The sequence below is a fragment of the Streptomyces sp. NPDC020681 genome, from assembly GCF_044334895.1.
Lineage (GTDB): Bacteria > Actinomycetota > Actinomycetes > Streptomycetales > Streptomycetaceae > Streptomyces.
The window spans coordinates 30,988-46,586 of sequence record NZ_JBIRTX010000033.1 but is presented as its reverse complement, the minus strand read 5'-3'; the positions used below and the strand labels follow the sequence as shown (position 1 = coordinate 46,586).

The following is a 15,599-nucleotide window of genomic DNA, read 5'->3' as shown; positions in this document are numbered from 1 at the left end:
AGCCCGCTGGCCATCTGTCACCGACAACGGCGGAATCTTCGGACCCGGACGACTCATAACCGAACCAACGACGAATCTCCGACTCAGGTCACTAGGCCCCGAGCTCTATTTCATTCTCAACGTGCACACCCTGCCAGAAAGGTCCGACCTACTCGCCAAGGCTTTCGCGTTGTACGGCAAAGCGGACGCGGCATACGCAGGACATGGGGACGTTTCCGTTCCGCTCGCACTGGAAACGATCAACGTATTCATCACCCAGATATTGAACATCGCCCTCGGCTGGGCAATCATTCGACGGAAATCTTTCCGTCATCCGCTACAGCTTGTTGTCTCGGCGTACGTGAGCTATTCGGTCATTCTCTATTTCTGGCTGCAGCACATATCCAGCTATCGGGCGATGGAAGAAAGGACCGTGGCCTCCTTTCTCCTGCTCTATCTGGCGAATCTTCCGTGGCTGGCCGGGTACGGCTATCTGGCCAGCCGCTCGTTCGTCGCGATACTTCGCCGGTTCAAGTCCGCCGATCATCCAGGATAGCCCCCACGCCTTCCGTTGGTCTTGGACTTTGAAGCAGCCCTGGCGGCAGCCTTTGGTGAACCGGCCCGCCGAAATGATTGCATACAGAACAAGACCACCGGATTCGCTCGAACCATGTGATTGTAGGTGCAGGACTCATGGCGGCCTCTTCCTCCCATGCCAGGAAATCTTCAGCTACACGCCCCATCGCAAACGCTTTGGACGGCGAAATCGATGCCGATGTCGCAGAATTGTCTTCTATCTCCAGATGCATGAATGATCTGGCGGCAGGCCGCGATCCTGAATTGCTGCGCCTATACGCGTATAGGGCAATCAGTACTTTGGGCAGAATTCTTCGATCGCCGAAGGCGAGCGACAGTCCGTCTCGCTGCTACCAGGCGACTGTCGCCCACCAAATATCAAGGTACTTGCAACCTGTCGCCGGTCAATGCGCCGTCCCCGTGTGGCTGCCAAGTGCATTGATGCGGATCAAGGCGGGTAGTTCAACGATTTCGGATCACGTCATGTGGGTTCGCGCAGCAATCAGAGCCTTGGGTGCAGTTCTGGACATATCGCGTAGCGATACGCTTCCTTCGGGTTGTGAGGTGGAAAAGACGGCTCGCACAGTAACGGCGATAGTTTCTTCTCTGATGGTTACTGAAATCACTGGAGCTTTTCCAACGTGACGCCGAGAAAAGCCCAGCGTCGAGGGCTCGGTACGCCCGGAGTCTGCGAACACCGAAATGCCGTCATCCCACCGGCAGCCTGCTCGCATTACTCGAGTTCGCTTGTAGCGCCGGCGCCGGACATGGCCATCGCGGTTCGGGTCGCGTCCGGGTGTGCGGAAAGTGCGGCCTCGCTCCGCCCCAGCTCGATGCGGTATCCGCGGATTTTCACCTGATCGTTGGCGCGGCCGAGGAACTCCAACCCCCGCCGGGCCGGTAGCGCCCGAGGTCGCCGGTGCGGCACCAGCGGCGTCCGCCTGCGGTGACGAAACGGGCGGAGGTCAGGTCCGGCGCGCCACGGTAGTCGCGGGCCAATCCGGCGCGGCCGATCCACAGTTCGTCCGGCCCCCAGTGGGGCCGGTCTTCGCCACTCGACTGCTCGACGACCCGGTAGCGCTGGTTGCGCGGCGGCCTGCCGTAAGGGATCGACGGCCACCCCGGGGGCCCTCAACGTCGTGGGCTCTGGCCCCGATGCCCGTCCGGTTCTAGCGGATCAGCGGCTTCGTCATGAGCAGCGCGTAGCCGCCCGGTCACAGATTTCACCGAACACGCCCCAACCCGGCAAGTACACCGATAGATTTCACCTCCCCCACACATCGCACCCATGGGATCCACATGAGGGGAATGGCGCATGAGTCAGCAATACCCGGGCACACACCAGCCCTACCAAGGCCCCGCGCCCTACCAGCCTCCGCCGCCGCCCAAGCAGGGCCTGTCCGGCTGGGCTATCGCCGGTATCGTCATCGGCGGCATCTTCGCCTTGTTCATTCTGATCGGCATCGTCGCCAGCGGCGGCGACGAGACCAGCAATCAGGCTGACGACAAGCCCAAGTCGACGCCGAGCAGCGCTGCATCGATCCCTGCACAGGAGGGGGCCGATGCACCCGCCGAGCCGAAGCCGGCCGCCCAGGTCCCGGTGAAGGTCACGGCGAAGAAAACCGACTTCAAGCCGAGTGTCCTGCACGACGGCGGCGCGTACACCAGCGTCCAGGTGACGGTCACAAACAACAGCAAGAAGCCGATCGACGTCAATCCGCTGTACTTCGCGATCACTGACAGCGGCGGCACGAAGCACACTGCCGAACTTGGCGTGGACGAGAACCAGATGGACACGACCGAACTCGCGCCCGGCGAGAATCTAATCGGTGTCATTACTGGCAAGGGCACCTTCAGCCCGAAGTACGTGACGTACACCGACGGGCTCATTGGCGACGCTGTGCGCGGCGACGTGTCCTGATCGAGCGACCGAGTCCCCTGTCTGCGGATATTGAGGCAGGGGCTCCGTCGTGCCCGCTGGACAGAGATCCGAAGTTAGCGCCAGACCCCTGCCAGCACGGCTGCGAAGCTCTCGGTGTTCGCGGGGCCCGTTGCGGCTTGCGTCGGCGTGAACCTTCCGGACCGCCCGGGACGTCGTCAGGATCGACACTTGACTCCGCCGAGCTCGCCCGAGACCTCGCCACGCGCGCTGCAACCCGCAGTCAGGACGCGGGCCGCCAGCACTGCACGTGTCCCAGATACCACCAGTCCCCGCCTCACCGTGGGCGCTGACGCGTGCCTGCGGGAGGCAGATCGGTACCACTACATGGCTGACTGCCGCCGAGGTCGCAACCCGAGCACCCCCTCCTAGCGCGAGAGCAGCGGCCATCCAGGTCGACACCTATCAGTTGATGCGACGCGGTCACCTCAAGGCCACTGGCGTCGATGGCGAGGGACGCGTCGCCCCCACCGCTTCGCCGACGTCGCCACCGCCATGCGCAGCAGCGGCAGTCGCTCACTGTGCCTGGTCGGCACCCCGGAACGCCAGGCTCCTGCCGCGTGAACAGCGGCGGCCTCGACCAGTGGCCGGAGCCTTGATGCCGCTGCGTCTTGCGAAGTACGGCGTGCCGCTGGCGGAGACGGCCCCTGCGGACCTCGCCGCGGCGGGCATCGAGCTGGCGCTGCTCCCGCCGTCAGCCAAAGCCGACACGGTTCCGGAGGGACTCGACACCAAACCCGAACTCCCGGGCAGCGTGAGCCCGGACTGGCCACGAATGAGCAGCACGGGCGGGAGCGCCCACAGCCCGGACTCCAGTCCGTGGTTCACCGACGCCCGCGCCACCCGCCGCGCCGAAGGCGGCGCCGTTGACGAATCTGGCGCCTGGGCACCGGAGCAGGTGCTTTTCGACGACATGGAAGCCCAGTTCGCGCCGCAGCCTGGCGCGCCCGAGGACGCTGAAGAGTCGGCGGGGGGAGTACCCGGCGCAGGTGGGTTGGACGACTTCTACGTCGATGCCTTCTGACAGTTCTCGGCCGGCTAGGGCAGCTGCCCGATGCGGTTAGCTCGTTCGCTAGCCGCTTGAGGGGTAGGGGCCGCACGGCCTCGTCTGCGGCGTGCGCTCCCGAGACCTGCGGGAGCTCTGGCTGTACGAGGTGCTGGCACGCGAGCACCAGACGCCGGCCTGACGGCTGACGCCACCCGAGGAGCCGTCGGAGCCGGAGAGCCGCCCCGCCACCCGCAGCCCGAGATGTCCTGGCCGCGGACGACGCTCCAGACTTGGACGCCGAGCACGCCCCCGAAGGCGAGTTCCCGCCGCCGTTCCCGGGCGCTCCCGGCGTCGAGACGGGGGGTGACCTGGTCGATCGGTACTACTGGGCCAGGGATGCCTTTCGCGATCAGTAGGGGTGGGAGCCCAAGGACAGCGAGTTCTGCGACGACCTGACCGGGAAAGGGATTACGGGTCGGGGAGGGGCTCCGGTCCATCCCAGAAAACGTGCGCAGGTACTTTGTCGACTCCCGGACTTACGCCCTGTGGGCTCAGCATCGTCAGGGGCACGGCAGGCCGCCGAACACGATCGACGTGTCGAAGCAACTGGCCATGTTGGGATCAAGTGCCGGGGCCAGGCGGTCACAGCTGACTTCGTGGATGAACGTGTGTCCGACTTCGAGCGTCGCTAGGCCCCCCTCGCGCCAGCCGGACCTGTCGCACCCGCATGATCGCCCCGACCTGACGCCTGGCTTCGCTCCTCAGGGCACGACGGGGCCGCTCTGGGCATTGAATGAGTGACGGTCCCGGGCCGTGGCCCCGCCTCCGTCACTGCCCCGGCCTGGGCCATGCGCAGCTTGCAGGCCATCCAGTGGGGGAGCGACCGGACAATGCGAGCCCTGCCTTTCACCACGTTCTCCGGCGCGCCCAGGATTTCGGGCCCGGGCCCGGGCCGGGCCGATGTACTGCGTTCAGTTGAAGATCGGCTGCAAGTCTTCCTTCAAGGCGCTGCCAGCGTGGGTGTCCCAGAATTCGGTCTCGGCTGAGATGTCGTGTCGCGCGGGCACGACTCTCCCCTCAACGGGTGAGACCCCTGCCCTCCTCGGGGAAGGGCAGGGGCAAGACTAGGGCGGTCAGCGACTGTCGGGGACCTTGTGTCGCAGGGCGAGCGGAGGACGTCAGCGGTGCGCAGGCACAGGCCGTCGCTGCGGGTTGGATGACGGGCGTGCCGTTCGTACTACCCGCTGTTGCAGACGTTGCACAGGGCGAAGGACACGGCTGCCGGCCGCGCGAGCGCCTGAGCATGGTCCGCGCCCGCACCGTGAACGCGTGGTGGGTCGCCGTTACGCGCAGACACGAAAGAGCAGGACCGCGCCGTGACATGGGAGTCCCGCAGTCATGCACGTACCCCCCCCGACCACATCGCGGAGTGCCTGGCGATCGAGCCCGGGACCTGTGCGTCGTCACCTGCTACAAGTTCCTCGCCGACGGCATGCCAGTCCAACTCTCGAAGGCGTGGGAGCCGATGGCTGTCACGGACGGCACGCCAATCGTGCTGCCGGGGATGGGGTCGCGCGAAGGCGCCGGGGTGGTCGATCGGCGTCGTCATCGAGACGGCGGTCGAGGTGCCGCGCCCGTCGAGGGCTACGCAGGAGCAGGCGAACCTCCTCGGCATCTCCGTCGGCGGACCTCAAGATCGAGAAAACGTACAACGACGTCGACCGCCCGGTCGAGACCGCGGACATCACCGTCGCCGACGTGCGGTGGGAGATCGCCTACGAGATCGGCATTGAGCACCCCGACGGCTGACCCCACGCACGAATGCCCCCAGCCATTCCGGCTGGGGCTTTGTCGCGCCCGACGCCCTCTGCTGAATGAGTTCGTCCGCGGGCACTCTGAGGTCCTCTGACTTGAGGGGGCCGGGGTGAACTGTCCGACGTGTGGCGAGTCGAGCCAAGTCCTGCGACTCGAGGAGTTCTGGCGGTCGCTGTCGCAGGACGCCGAGTTGAAACGGGACGTGCGCCAGCCGGACGAATATGCAGCGAGACGGCTGATACCGCTTGGCTTACTGGTGCTGGCCGGATTCGTCCTGTCAGCCGGCGACATGCTCGGCCTGCTCATCGTCGTGGTGGGGCTGGGTTGCGGGGCGTTCATGTGGCGGGCGACCGCGGCGGCGCAGGAGGCGCGGGAGCGGTGGAAGCGGCTGCTGTACTGCCGCAGTTGCCCCGCCCAGTTCGAGCCGTGAAGGGCACTGACCCCCGACGCACGAAGGGGTGTTCTCGCTCTAGCCGCGTTGCCAGGGGCTGGCGGGGTCGCAGAAGTAGACCGGGATGCCGGTAGCCAGGGTGAACTCGTGGTGGCGTCCCAATCGCTGCCCTGGTCCCAGGTCAGGGGCCTTGTCAGTTGGGCCGGCAGGGTTCTCACGGTCTCCACGAGGGCGTAGTGGACCAACTCGGTGCCACGGCCTTCGGGGAGATGCAGGAGCATCACATAGCGGGTGGAGCATTCGACCGGCGGGCCGATCGCGGAGCCGTTGTCCTTGCCAGTGATCAGGTCGCCGCCCTTCCGGTGGCCGGGGACCGCGCGGTCGTCGGCCTCCGCGGAGCGTTCGCTGATCATCGCCATTGATGGCGGTAGCGCGGCTGGCGCTGTTGGGCCTGGCGGCGTGGCTTTCGACGGGCGCGTCCGGTGCGCGGGGCGCCGGGCACGGGCCAGCTCGCGGCAAAGTTCTCCCTGGCCTTGGAGGTAGGGCGCCTGGTAGATCGTCTCGTGGACCAAGTACCAGCGCTTGCCCTTCATTCGCGAAAGACTGGCGCCTCTGCGGGGCCATCGCAGTTACAGCGCCAGTCGCTGGGAGGGGCGGACAAGACGTCAACTCGGCGTCGGTGCGGGGTAGCGCCACGTCGTGCCGTTTCGCTGAGCCTTCTTCGGCCCGCGTTCTCCCAAGGGCGTAGAAGGCTCTATTCTCCGCAGTGTCGGCCCGCGACCAGCAGGCGGGGGGCGTCCAGCGAGCCTGGCCGCCGTTAGCGATTCCGCTGCGCGGACCATGTCGCGGCTTTGCTCACCGGTTGCCCGAACGGCGTGCCTGTGGTGACCATCGGAGATCCGTCGTCAAGGCCCCTCACGGCTCGGTTGGAAGGCAACAACAGCGGTCCACCGGGGAATGGTCAGGGGGCAGCCCTGCGCTGGACCGGTATTCGGAGGATTCCCGGTCTCGTACGGGCCATCTCGTGTCTGGCTGCGGGCGCCGCCATGGGGGCGTCAGTGCCTCCGGAGCGCAGCAGCTCTCGCCACTTCTCAGGGCTTTGGCTGGCCGGTTCTGTCGTCGCGATGAAGTCTTCCAGTACGGCCAGGAAGCGCTGCGGATGGGTGTGGAACGGGAAGTGACCCGCGCCCTGAAAGACCTCCAGGCGGCTGCCGGGCATTGCCGCGTGGGCCACTTCGGCGTGCCAGGCTGGCACTACCTGGTCGCACGAGCCCCATACCAGCAGGGTCGGCATACCGGCGGTCAGATAGCAGCGGTCGAGCATGGTCACGGCCTGGCCGCGCCAGTCGACCACCGCACGCACCGTGCGAATGAACGCATCGCGGGAAGCTGAGTCGGGCAGCGTATCCACCAGCTGCAGCAGATCCGCGGCTTCGAGGCCGAGTTCTGTACCGAGCAATCGCAGTAGCCGGATCAGGTTGGCGGTCTGCGTTCGCACCATCGGTAGCCGCAACGAAGCCAAAGCCAGATGGGCCCCGGGCAGCGAAGCCATACGCAATGCCGGAGTGACATCGAGGCCCACCCCGCCGGTGCTTACCAGCGCCAGCCGCTCGGTTCGCTCCGGGAATTGGTACGCAAACTGCATGGCCACACCGCCGCCGAGGGAATGCCCGACAGGGCTCACCCTGTCGATGTCCAGCACCTCCAGTAGATCTCGCATCCCGTTGGCAAACGCAGGCACCGAGTAGTCGCCGCGCGGTTTGTCGGAGGAGCCGTGGCCCAGCAGGTCGGGGGCTATCACCGTGTAGTGGCGCGCGAGGGGGGGGATCAGTTCGGCCCAGGTATCAGACGAGGCGCCAATGCCATGGATCAGCAGAATGGCCGGTCCCCTACCTGCCATACGGAACGCCCAACGGTGGCCATGTACGACCCGGTACTGCCGTGCGACGGACATGTGGCTTTCACGCAGCTGCTCAGACTCGCCACACCGTGGGGGATGCTCGCCACAGCGACTCCTCTCCAGGGTGCGCGCCCTCGGCGACTCGCCCGTTGTCACGCCAGCAACTCACGTGTACTGAACAAATGTAAAATCGTTAAGTCGTTTTGGCGGAGTTGGGTACGTCACACCACACATCGGCGAGGTTGCCCCTGAAGCAGCACCGATCATGATCGTGTTGCGAGCTTTAGTGTGATGCGACGCGTTGATCCTGCGAGGGTCCTGATCGCCCGGTCCGGGCGATCAGGAAGGCGGGTGGGCGTCAGGGCTTGACCAAGACGCTGGCGAAGTGGGCCAGCGCGTTAGTGGACTGGGCCGGGTCGAACGCTGCGGTGCCGAACTGGGGCGACGCCCCGCCGCCTCCGGCTGACGGGGCGTCTGGCGCGTGTCTACTCTTGCCGTGTACCACCAGGGTGTACGCCTGGGCCAGGCGAGAGCGTCCCTGCCCTCCTGGCGTTTCTCCGACTTGAGGGTGTCTTCGAGCATCTTGTTCTCGTCCAAGTCGCCGTTCTCGTCGGTCCAACCTGGCGAGGCCGCCGACGATGGCGGCGTAGTCGGCTTCTTTGACCTTCTCGCACCCCTTGGGCTTGCCTGTTTCGCCCTCGGGCCGGTCCCTGAGCGTCTTGATGCAGCGGCTCGTGATGTCGTCGTAGCTTTCCCTGCATCTGGTGAGCGTGAGCAGCAAAACGGCTCCAGCCGCGGCGGCGATGGTGCGGGTGCGCATGGTCGTCCCCTTTGTATCGGGTCTTCATGGTGGTGGCTGGTTGGGTCGACTGTGTAGAGATGCCGTGTTCTGCCCGCTTGTGTCCGTGGCTTGCTGCAGTGGCCAGGCCGGGAACCCCGTGCGCTTCAGCCAGCGAGGCCCGGAGGATCGCGGCCGCGTCCTGCGCGGCGCTGCCCGCAGAGGCGCTGTGCGGGCGAGCGGCTGGCTCCCGACTATGCGGACGGCCGGGCTCTGTTCAAGATCGCGCACCGTCCCACCGGCCTGGCGGCCGAGCTGCGGATCGGCCGGTTCTGGGCTGATGAATGCGCGATGACCTTCCTTGCGCTGGAACGGCGCATCCACGAACCGGAAGACGACCGGATCCTGGCGTGGATCTACTTCACCGACCGCGGCCGGCCGATGGACAACTAGGGGCAGCCGGGCAGGCAACGCCTGAATGTAGGTCGTTGCGCGGTCCTGGTGCCACGGTGGTGGCCGCGACGGCACCGGCCTCCTCTTTCGTTTGGCGATCAACGTTGGCAGGATCAGGCTTCATGAAGCTTCTGGTGCTGGGCGGGACGTGGTTCCTCGGCAAGACCATCGTGGAGGGGGCGCTCGCGCGTGGCTGGGAGGTAACGACCTTCAATCGAGGCCGATCGGCGAAGGACGTACCCGGCGTGGCACCGGTGCACGGGGATCGGACGGTCGTGGAGGACGTGGAGCAGCTGGCTTCCCACGGGCCCTGGAACGCCGCGATCGACACCTCAAGCTCTGACCTCCCGCCCCGAGATGTCCTCCTGACGGCTTCGCTACTGCGTGACCAGGTGGCGCGGTGGGTGCACATCTCTACCGTTTCGGTGTACGCCGGATGGCCCCATCAGCTCCTGACTGAAGACTCCGCGCTGCTCGAATGCGCCGCGGACGCGGATGAAAGCTACGGCTACACGGGAGATGACGGCAGCCCCACGAATTACGGGTTCCAGAAGGCGGGCGGTGAACGGGCCGTGCTCGAGGCGTTCGCGTCGCGCGCGGTGTTCCTGCGGCCGGGCGTCATCCTGGGCCCCGGGGAGTATGTGGGACGTCTGCCGTGGTGGCTGCGCCGTGCACACCGAGGTGGACGCTTCCTTGCGCCGTCCCCTGCGACGCGGCGCATTCAGCCGGTGGACGTGCGCGATGTCGCTGCGTTCGCTCTTGACCAGGCCGCCGGCGCCGAGGGTCCGGTCTTCAACGTGGCTCACTCGGATGGCATAAGCTTCGAAGGTCTCGTCACCACTTGTCTTGAGGTCACGGGGGGTGTCGGGCGGCCGGTGTGGGTGGAGCCGGACGTGCTCGTCGAGCAGGGTGTGAAGCAGTGGACCGAGCTGCCGCTGTGGCGGACGCACGAGGGTGTCTGGTCCGTTGACGCATCGCGGGCTGTGGCTGCGGGGCTGCGGTGCAGGCCACTGTCGGAAACGATTCGCGACACCTGGATCTGGCTCCAGAACAACGGACGTCCCGTGGACCACCCTCGGTGGGCGGAACACGGGATCGCTCCGGAGAAGGAGGCGAATATCCTCGCCTCGCTGTGACTACGCTTCGAGTGCGCGAGGCTCGAACGCGACGAGCTGACGCTGGGGCGAGAGGCGAGTGAAGTCCTCAAGCTGCTCGCCGAGCTCGACGGCGCGCTGCGCGCTGTTCAGGCCCGGCCGGGTGAGGTAGCGGCGAACAGCTATCGCGCGAGAGACGAGTCCCGTCACGCGCTGGTCGCCTGGCACTGTGAACAGGGTCTGCAGAGGTCGGACGCACCTTCCACGTCATCGGACAGGAGCCGGGCCATCGCCAGGTCGGCGGACGCCTTGCCGAGCACGGTCGTCGACCGCTGCCGGTTCGGCCTGCTCGATACCAGCTCGAGCGCACGGCGCGCACACTCCTCAGCTCCGTGGCCGTCGCCGACGAGGAGTGCGGTGGACGCGTTGGACATGGCCAGGCGTTCATGGCTGAACCCGAACTCGCCGCCTACGTCGTCGTGGAGCTGGTCCCAGGCGCCGGCGTCGATGTTCTGTGCCATGGCCATGTCACCGGATGGGGCGGACACAACATCCCACTGAATGACCCGCGCCGGAACTCGGTCCGCTTCCGGGCCTGCCGCAACTACCAGTTCGCCTGGTGGCTACGGACCGAGCGCAACGCGCCCGACGCGCCACCCGAGTACGTGCCGCCCAAGCGGCCCGGCGAGGGCGAGCAGATGTCACTGGTGTGACCCTGGCGGAGTCGGGCGCGCATCGTCCGGCTCCGCCTCGTCATGTCGTACCTCCTCCTGGCGGTTGGCCGTGCCGCCCGACCCCTCGTCGCCGTGCAGCGCGCGGAGGAAGCGGCGCCACGACTCGATCAGGGGTGGGAGCTGGTCCAGGAGCCCCTTGCTCACGAAGATCGCAATGGACAAGACCCCGGACCAAGCGAGAATCCAAAGAATCGCGGACGAATCCACCGTTCGGCTTCCTTCTGGGTAGGGGCCGAACTCAGTGCGGTACAGCATGCACTCAGCCCGACCACAACGTGTGATCGAACTGAGTTCCATGCCGACGCAGAAAACTCAGGTCTTGCCGAGGACTGCTTGGCTCAGCCCCCGCCCTGCTGGCGGTACAGGTCGTGCGTTCGCCGCCCCCCGAAAGGGGGCCAGAAGGCGATCCCGGCCGGCACAGTTTAGGAGAGTCGTCGGACACTCCGAGGTGTCAGCCCGGGGTAGGGACTCGGTGTCCCTTTGACTGGGGACGCCGAGCGGTTGATGAGAGAACCCTACTCCGCTCTGTTCGCCAACTGTCAAATGGATCAATGCAGTTACTTTCGAACCGCTGGTGAAGCCGCTGCGACGCCAGGAGTGGGATCATGAAAGTGGGCGCGGGGCGCACCCGAGCTGTGAAGGACCCCCGCCGTGGGACGCCCCGACAAAGCCGCGCGTGCGGCCATCGCGCGCCGCCGCTCGGACGCCATCGACCTGCGTCTCGCCGGCGTGGATTGGCTGACGATCGCCCGCAAGCTCGCCGCCGACCCGACCGCCAACTCCGACGGCATCGCCTACCCGCAGGGCTACGGCATCGAGCGGTACCGCAAGAACCAGGACCCGCCCACCAACGAGGCGCTGATTCACGCCGCTTGCCGGGACGTCCGCACAGCCCTCGCCGACCGCCGCGCCGAGTTGAACGACGACGTAGACGAGTTGCGGGCTCTTGAAGCCGACCGGCTCGACCGTCTGTTCTTTGTCGCCTACAAGAAGGCCGTCCGGGACCAGGACCTCGCCGCCATCGACCGGACGCTGCGGATCATGGAGCGCCGTGCGCGCCTCCTCGGGCTCGACATGCCGGTCCGCACTGAGCTGTCGGGCCCGGAGGGTGGTCCGGTCCAGATCGAAAGCGTGACGGCCGACGAACTCGACGCCCTGATCACGCTCACCGACCCGGACACCGAATGAGACCGCGCGACCACGAGGGCATCATCACCCGATACAAGACGCTCCCCGCCGCGCAGCGTCGGGCCATTGCGCAGTCCGCGTCACCCGCGTTGCGCGCCGAACTCGCGCGAGCCGAACGCCATCTGGCTATGGATCGCTCACCAGGTGCGCTCGCCGCGGTTCTCACCGGAGGCCGGGAAATGCAGGCGCCGCACCTGGACCTCATCGACCAAGCGTTCATTGACATGGCCGAAGGCCGGTGCGACCACGTCATGCTGACCATGCCCCCGCGGCACGGCAAGAGCCGACGTGCCTCCCGCTGGGCGCCCCTCTGGTATCTGCGGCGCAACCCCGGCCACCGCATGATGATCGCCAGCTATTCCGCCGACTTGGCCGACGACCACGGCCGGTGGATCAGGGACGCCATCTACACGTGGGGCGACGACCTCGGCATCCAGCTCAAGACGGGCAGCCAGGCCGCCAACCGCTTCGACATCGTGGGCGGCGAGGGGGGCCTTCTCGCGGCCGGTATCGGTGGCGGATTGACCGGGCGCGGCGCGCACATCGCCATCGTCGACGACCCGGTCAAGGACATGGCCGACGCCGACAGCCCCACCATGCGCATGCGCGCTTGGGACTGGTGGACTTCCGTTCTGCAGACCCGTCTCGAACCGGTCGGCGCCATCTGCCTGATCCAGACCCGGTGGCACGAGGACGATCTCGCCGGGCGCATCCTCGCCACTGAGCGGGACGCCTGGCGCGTCATCGACCTGCCGGCCCTGGCCGACAGTCCCGATGACCCGCTCGGCCGCGCACCCGGTGAGCCGCTGTGGCCCGAACGATTCGACGCAGCCCACCACGCCAAGACTCGCAAACGAGTGGGCGAACGCGTGTGGGGAGCCCTCTACATGCAGAAGCCCAGGCCGCCCGAGGGAGGCGTGTGGAAGCGCGAGTGGATCGACACCGCCCGCATCAACGCGGTCCAGTTCTCGGGTCTCGACATGGCGCGCATCGTCGTTGCCGTCGACCCAGCCGGCGGAGAGTCCACCGTCGGAGACGAGACCGGCGTCATCGGCGTCGGCCGCGACTTCAACCGGCAGCTGTACGTCTTCGCCGACCGGTCCGGCTCGATGGGCGCCAACGACTGGGGCTTGGCAGCCTGTCGCTTGGCCCTCGACTCAAGGCCGACGCGATCGTCGTCGAGAAGAACTACGGCGGAGACATGGCCCGTCAGATCGTCACCCAGGCATGGGAGCAGCTACGGCGCGAAGGAGCAACCAATGGGCTGCTCATGCCGATGATCCTTGAGGTCACCGCCAAGGTCGGCAAACGGCTGCGCGCCGCGCCCGTGGCCCAGCTCTACGAACAGCAACTTGTTCACCATGTCGGCGAATACCCCGACCTGGAGGACCAGATGGTCACCTGGGTCGAGGGAATGGACAGCCCGGATCGTATGGACGCTGCCGTGCACGGACTAACTGAACTGGCCGACCCCGAGCAACTCGACACCCTGCCAACTGACTTCGACGATGACCGCTTCAACGGACGTCGCTGAGAGCGCCCTTCGTTTTTTGCGTGTCTGCATGCTTACTGATGCCGCCTGCTGCTGACGGCTGCTTGGGCCCGCTATGGGGGCAGGGTTGTGGTCAGACTCAAGGGGATCAGGCACAGGTTTTAAGATCGAGCTCGGCGCCTGCAAGGCTGATATTTCAATGGCTCAAGGAGCGAAGCGCGCCGTAGTGATCAATTTTCCAACGCTCGCCGTTGTCGTCAGTGAAATCTACTTGTGGCGGGTGAGCCCGCAGCTGCTCCTTACAATGCGGGGGGAGCGCGAGTTGTGAGGACGCGGATAAGCTCCAACCCACAGCCAGCGCGTGAATTTCGCGCTGACCACCAAAATTTGGGTAGCGAGGTCCCCAAATCCACTCCTCGGTCAACCGGCGGTCGGCACGCTTCCAGATTTTATAGTAACCAGTTTCCATAACGCCGTTCACGAAGGTGACTTCTATGTGAAAGATCGGCCGAAGGCTCCGATTGTGCACTATCACGGACCAGTTCCATGGATGCTTTTGCCTCCGCATAGCTCTAAGTACGTCCCACTCCTCCTCCATGGTCGTTTCAACCTCGATTAGCTGTGCTTGTGTTGACTGCCCTTCTTGATAGATGAAGTTGTTTTGCGTGCTGTGTGGTCCAGCTTGAAAAGGCGCAGGACCATTGAAGGTGTTGTCGCTCGCTCCCGGGGAATCACTCAAGGCTGCTGTATTTCCTACTTGAAGTGGTTTTCCATCTTAGCGTGAGGACCAGTCTGAAAGGCGGTGGGTCCATGAAATGTATTGTGCGAAACGGTCCCGGCAGCCCCATGAGACCCCTCAACGCTTGCAAGTGCCGAACTCAGTTGGCGAACAACCTCGTGTTGTTCGGTGGCTTCCAGACCCGCTAGAAGATTCAGGAAGCGCCCTCGCCACTGGTTCTCCAGCCCACTGCGCACATCCGTGGCGTCGGCCTCATTGGCTGTCCGCAATGCAACAGCAGTCTGATCGAGTAGCTCCAACTCGTTGCGCTCGGCTTCCGCGTTACCGCGACCGAAGACTCGTGCGAGCTGCTGCCGTAACTCTGTCCACATGTCGGTACCAGCGGCCTGCACAACCGCGGTGCCGCCAGCAGCGGCTAGTGCTGTCAATGCCTGGTCCAGCATTTGCCCCCCTTGCGTCGTAGACAGCGGCCCTGTCTCGACTCGGCCATCGCCCTAACCCAAGATACGCTTCGCAGGGCGCGCGCGTTGCCTACTTGCGTCGGGCCGCAAGATCTCGGTGCTCGGTGACGCCCCCCGGGGCCTTGATTCCAGTCGGCTTGCTGTTCGATCGCCACGCTGGCCCAACCGACGCGGACGTACGCTGCCGACTCGCAGCGGTATCTCCTCATGCCGCTTCTCGATCAACCAATCGAATTGGGCAGGCTTCACCTGTTCTGGATCCCTCTGTGGGGGCTGCCGGTGTCACCACGTCACGCTCGTTATCGCCTCCGCAGCCTCGCCGAATGACAGACGACCCATAGCTTGATCTTTATCTCAATGTCCGTTGCTTTGAAGTGCTAACCCATCCCAAAGTCAACAACATTGTTCAAGCTGATCTCTCTGCCTGTAACCGCTGGCCTGCATTGGTTGTCTGTAGACAGCGGTGGTCCGCAATGAAAGAAGGGCGCAACGACCCGGGACCGAGCCCGTCCCCGTAAGCGCCTCGGACCTGGCGCTCAAGCCGCTCAAGGCTAGGCCTGAGCTCTGCACAGTCGGATGCCAGCCCCCGAAACGGCCCCAAGAGGAAACGGCCCACCCCGATCGGCGTCCCCCGCCCGCTGCTAGCCTCACGATCATGGGGAGCAGGGGGAGTTGGACGGGAATCCTGTGCATGGCAGCACTCGTGGTCACATGTCTCACGGGCTGTTCGTCCGGGACCGATGAACCGACAGGAGCGGACCAGCGTGCCGCGCACCTGGACCGTGTACGCGAGACGTACCGGCTCGGGCGCAGCGAGGGTCTGGCGTTGCAGCGGCGCAGAAGATCGCTGGAGGCACGGCGCCCGCGTACTCCGGGCCCAGCGAGCAGGAGTGCACCACGCGGGGGGATCAGCTTGGCGAGAAGGAACAGAGCGTGGGTGACCGCGGCGGCTTTGTGGCCGCGTGCTCCTCCTTCCCTGCTCCGGGCATGCCGGGTTACGACGACGCGGTGGCCGAGGCCAGTGGCGGCACGCCGACGCCGTAACCTGATCTTGCGGCGCGGGGCCGACTGC

At 65.8% G+C, this 15,599-nt stretch carries 15 protein-coding genes and 2 pseudogenes; 10 read left to right on the top strand and 7 right to left on the bottom strand.

What is annotated here, in order from left to right; genetic code table 11:
- From ACH4YL_RS38325 to ACH4YL_RS38305, 5 genes and pseudogenes are all read left to right on the top strand, one after another.
- Positions 1 to 535 (top strand): EXPERA domain-containing protein (locus tag ACH4YL_RS38325; protein ID WP_398512160.1); only part of this gene is annotated, 535 nt, incomplete at its 5' end.
- 1,335 nt (positions 536 to 1,870) lie between these two features.
- Positions 1,871 to 2,476, top strand: coding sequence for a DUF4352 domain-containing protein (locus tag ACH4YL_RS38320; RefSeq protein ID WP_398512159.1), 606 nt, complete (start codon positions 1,871 to 1,873; stop codon positions 2,474 to 2,476).
- A 616-nt stretch (positions 2,477 to 3,092) separates the two neighbouring features.
- Positions 3,093 to 3,518, top strand: a complete 426-nt coding sequence (locus ACH4YL_RS38315; protein WP_398512158.1) for a hypothetical protein — start codon at positions 3,093 to 3,095, stop codon at positions 3,516 to 3,518.
- A 1,006-nt stretch (positions 3,519 to 4,524) separates the two neighbouring features.
- Positions 4,525 to 5,291, top strand: a pseudogene (locus tag ACH4YL_RS38310) (UTRA domain-containing protein).
- 115 nt (positions 5,292 to 5,406) lie between these two features.
- Positions 5,407 to 5,727 carry a hypothetical protein gene (locus tag ACH4YL_RS38305; RefSeq protein WP_398512157.1) on the top strand — a complete coding sequence of 107 codons (321 nt, stop codon included), beginning with the start codon at positions 5,407 to 5,409 and terminating at the stop codon, positions 5,725 to 5,727.
- 42 nt (positions 5,728 to 5,769) lie between these two features.
- Here ACH4YL_RS38305 and ACH4YL_RS38300 read toward each other — a convergent pair.
- From ACH4YL_RS38300 to ACH4YL_RS38290, 3 genes and pseudogenes are all read right to left on the bottom strand, one after another.
- Positions 5,770 to 6,263, bottom strand: a pseudogene (locus ACH4YL_RS38300) (IS30 family transposase); the annotation flags it as partial.
- A 386-nt stretch (positions 6,264 to 6,649) separates the two neighbouring features.
- On the bottom strand, positions 6,650 to 7,642 hold the full coding sequence (locus tag ACH4YL_RS38295; protein ID WP_398512156.1) for an alpha/beta fold hydrolase: 993 nt from the start codon (positions 7,640 to 7,642) through the stop codon (positions 6,650 to 6,652).
- A 304-nt stretch (positions 7,643 to 7,946) separates the two neighbouring features.
- On the bottom strand, positions 7,947 to 8,408 hold the full coding sequence (locus ACH4YL_RS38290) for a hypothetical protein (protein ID WP_398512155.1): 462 nt from the start codon (positions 8,406 to 8,408) through the stop codon (positions 7,947 to 7,949).
- Between the two features lie 533 nt (positions 8,409 to 8,941).
- Here ACH4YL_RS38290 and ACH4YL_RS38285 point away from each other — a divergent pair.
- Positions 8,942 to 9,955, top strand: a complete 1,014-nt coding sequence (locus ACH4YL_RS38285; RefSeq protein ID WP_398512154.1) for an NAD-dependent epimerase/dehydratase family protein — start codon at positions 8,942 to 8,944, stop codon at positions 9,953 to 9,955.
- Here ACH4YL_RS38285 and ACH4YL_RS38280 read toward each other — a convergent pair whose 3' ends face one another.
- Both ACH4YL_RS38280 and ACH4YL_RS38275 read right to left on the bottom strand, forming a co-directional pair.
- On the bottom strand, positions 9,956 to 10,123 hold the full coding sequence (locus tag ACH4YL_RS38280; RefSeq protein WP_398512153.1) for a hypothetical protein: 168 nt from the start codon (positions 10,121 to 10,123) through the stop codon (positions 9,956 to 9,958). It lies immediately after the preceding gene.
- Positions 10,120 to 10,347: a hypothetical protein gene (locus tag ACH4YL_RS38275; protein ID WP_398512152.1), complete on the bottom strand. Its 228-nt coding sequence runs from the start codon at positions 10,345 to 10,347 to the stop codon at positions 10,120 to 10,122. The genes ACH4YL_RS38280 and ACH4YL_RS38275 overlap by 4 nt, the downstream gene beginning before the upstream one ends.
- A 12-nt stretch (positions 10,348 to 10,359) precedes the next feature.
- Between ACH4YL_RS38275 and ACH4YL_RS38270 the strand changes: the two genes are divergently transcribed.
- The 4 genes from ACH4YL_RS38270 (at position 10,360) to ACH4YL_RS38255 (ending at position 13,369) form a co-directional block, all read left to right on the top strand.
- On the top strand, positions 10,360 to 10,626 hold the full coding sequence (locus ACH4YL_RS38270; protein WP_398512151.1) for a hypothetical protein: 267 nt from the start codon (positions 10,360 to 10,362) through the stop codon (positions 10,624 to 10,626).
- A gap of 672 nt (positions 10,627 to 11,298) precedes the next feature.
- A complete protein-coding gene (locus tag ACH4YL_RS38265) occupies positions 11,299 to 11,835 on the top strand; it encodes a hypothetical protein (RefSeq protein ID WP_398512150.1) in 537 nt (178 codons plus the stop codon).
- Positions 11,836 to 11,924: 89 nt separating this feature from the next.
- Positions 11,925 to 13,115: a terminase large subunit domain-containing protein gene (locus tag ACH4YL_RS38260; RefSeq protein ID WP_398512149.1), complete on the top strand. Its 1,191-nt coding sequence runs from the start codon at positions 11,925 to 11,927 to the stop codon at positions 13,113 to 13,115.
- Complete coding sequence (locus ACH4YL_RS38255; RefSeq protein ID WP_398512148.1) at positions 13,106 to 13,369, top strand: hypothetical protein; 264 nt, start codon at positions 13,106 to 13,108, stop codon at positions 13,367 to 13,369. The genes ACH4YL_RS38260 and ACH4YL_RS38255 overlap by 10 nt, the downstream gene beginning before the upstream one ends.
- A 154-nt stretch (positions 13,370 to 13,523) precedes the next feature.
- Here the strand turns inward: ACH4YL_RS38255 and ACH4YL_RS38250 are convergent, their stop codons facing one another.
- Together ACH4YL_RS38250 and ACH4YL_RS38245 are read right to left on the bottom strand one after the other, a co-directional pair.
- Positions 13,524 to 14,066 carry a hypothetical protein gene (locus tag ACH4YL_RS38250; RefSeq protein ID WP_398512147.1) on the bottom strand — a complete coding sequence of 181 codons (543 nt, stop codon included), beginning with the start codon at positions 14,064 to 14,066 and terminating at the stop codon, positions 13,524 to 13,526.
- Between the two features lie 14 nt (positions 14,067 to 14,080).
- Positions 14,081 to 14,509, bottom strand: a complete 429-nt coding sequence (locus ACH4YL_RS38245) for a hypothetical protein (RefSeq protein ID WP_398512146.1) — start codon at positions 14,507 to 14,509, stop codon at positions 14,081 to 14,083.
- Positions 14,510 to 15,599: the final 1,090 nt, after the last annotated feature.

Bases quoted from the DNA above. Each gene is read 5' to 3' on its own strand.
- ACH4YL_RS38320 (WP_398512159.1), top strand. From the start codon at position 1,871: ATGAGTCAGCAATACCCGGGCACACACCAGCCCTACCAAGGCCCCGCG.
- ACH4YL_RS38315 (WP_398512158.1), top strand. From the start codon at position 3,093: ATGCCGCTGCGTCTTGCGAAGTACGGCGTGCCGCTGGCGGAGACGGCC.
- ACH4YL_RS38295 (WP_398512156.1), bottom strand. From the start codon at position 7,642: ATGTCCGTCGCACGGCAGTACCGGGTCGTACATGGCCACCGTTGGGCG.
- ACH4YL_RS38290 (WP_398512155.1), bottom strand. From the start codon at position 8,408: ATGCGCACCCGCACCATCGCCGCCGCGGCTGGAGCCGTTTTGCTGCTC.
- ACH4YL_RS38285 (WP_398512154.1), top strand. From the start codon at position 8,942: ATGAAGCTTCTGGTGCTGGGCGGGACGTGGTTCCTCGGCAAGACCATC.
- ACH4YL_RS38275 (WP_398512152.1), bottom strand. From the start codon at position 10,347: ATGTCCAACGCGTCCACCGCACTCCTCGTCGGCGACGGCCACGGAGCT.
- ACH4YL_RS38270 (WP_398512151.1), top strand. From the start codon at position 10,360: ATGGCTGAACCCGAACTCGCCGCCTACGTCGTCGTGGAGCTGGTCCCA.
- ACH4YL_RS38255 (WP_398512148.1), top strand. From the start codon at position 13,106: ATGCCGATGATCCTTGAGGTCACCGCCAAGGTCGGCAAACGGCTGCGC.
- ACH4YL_RS38245 (WP_398512146.1), bottom strand. From the start codon at position 14,509: ATGCTGGACCAGGCATTGACAGCACTAGCCGCTGCTGGCGGCACCGCG.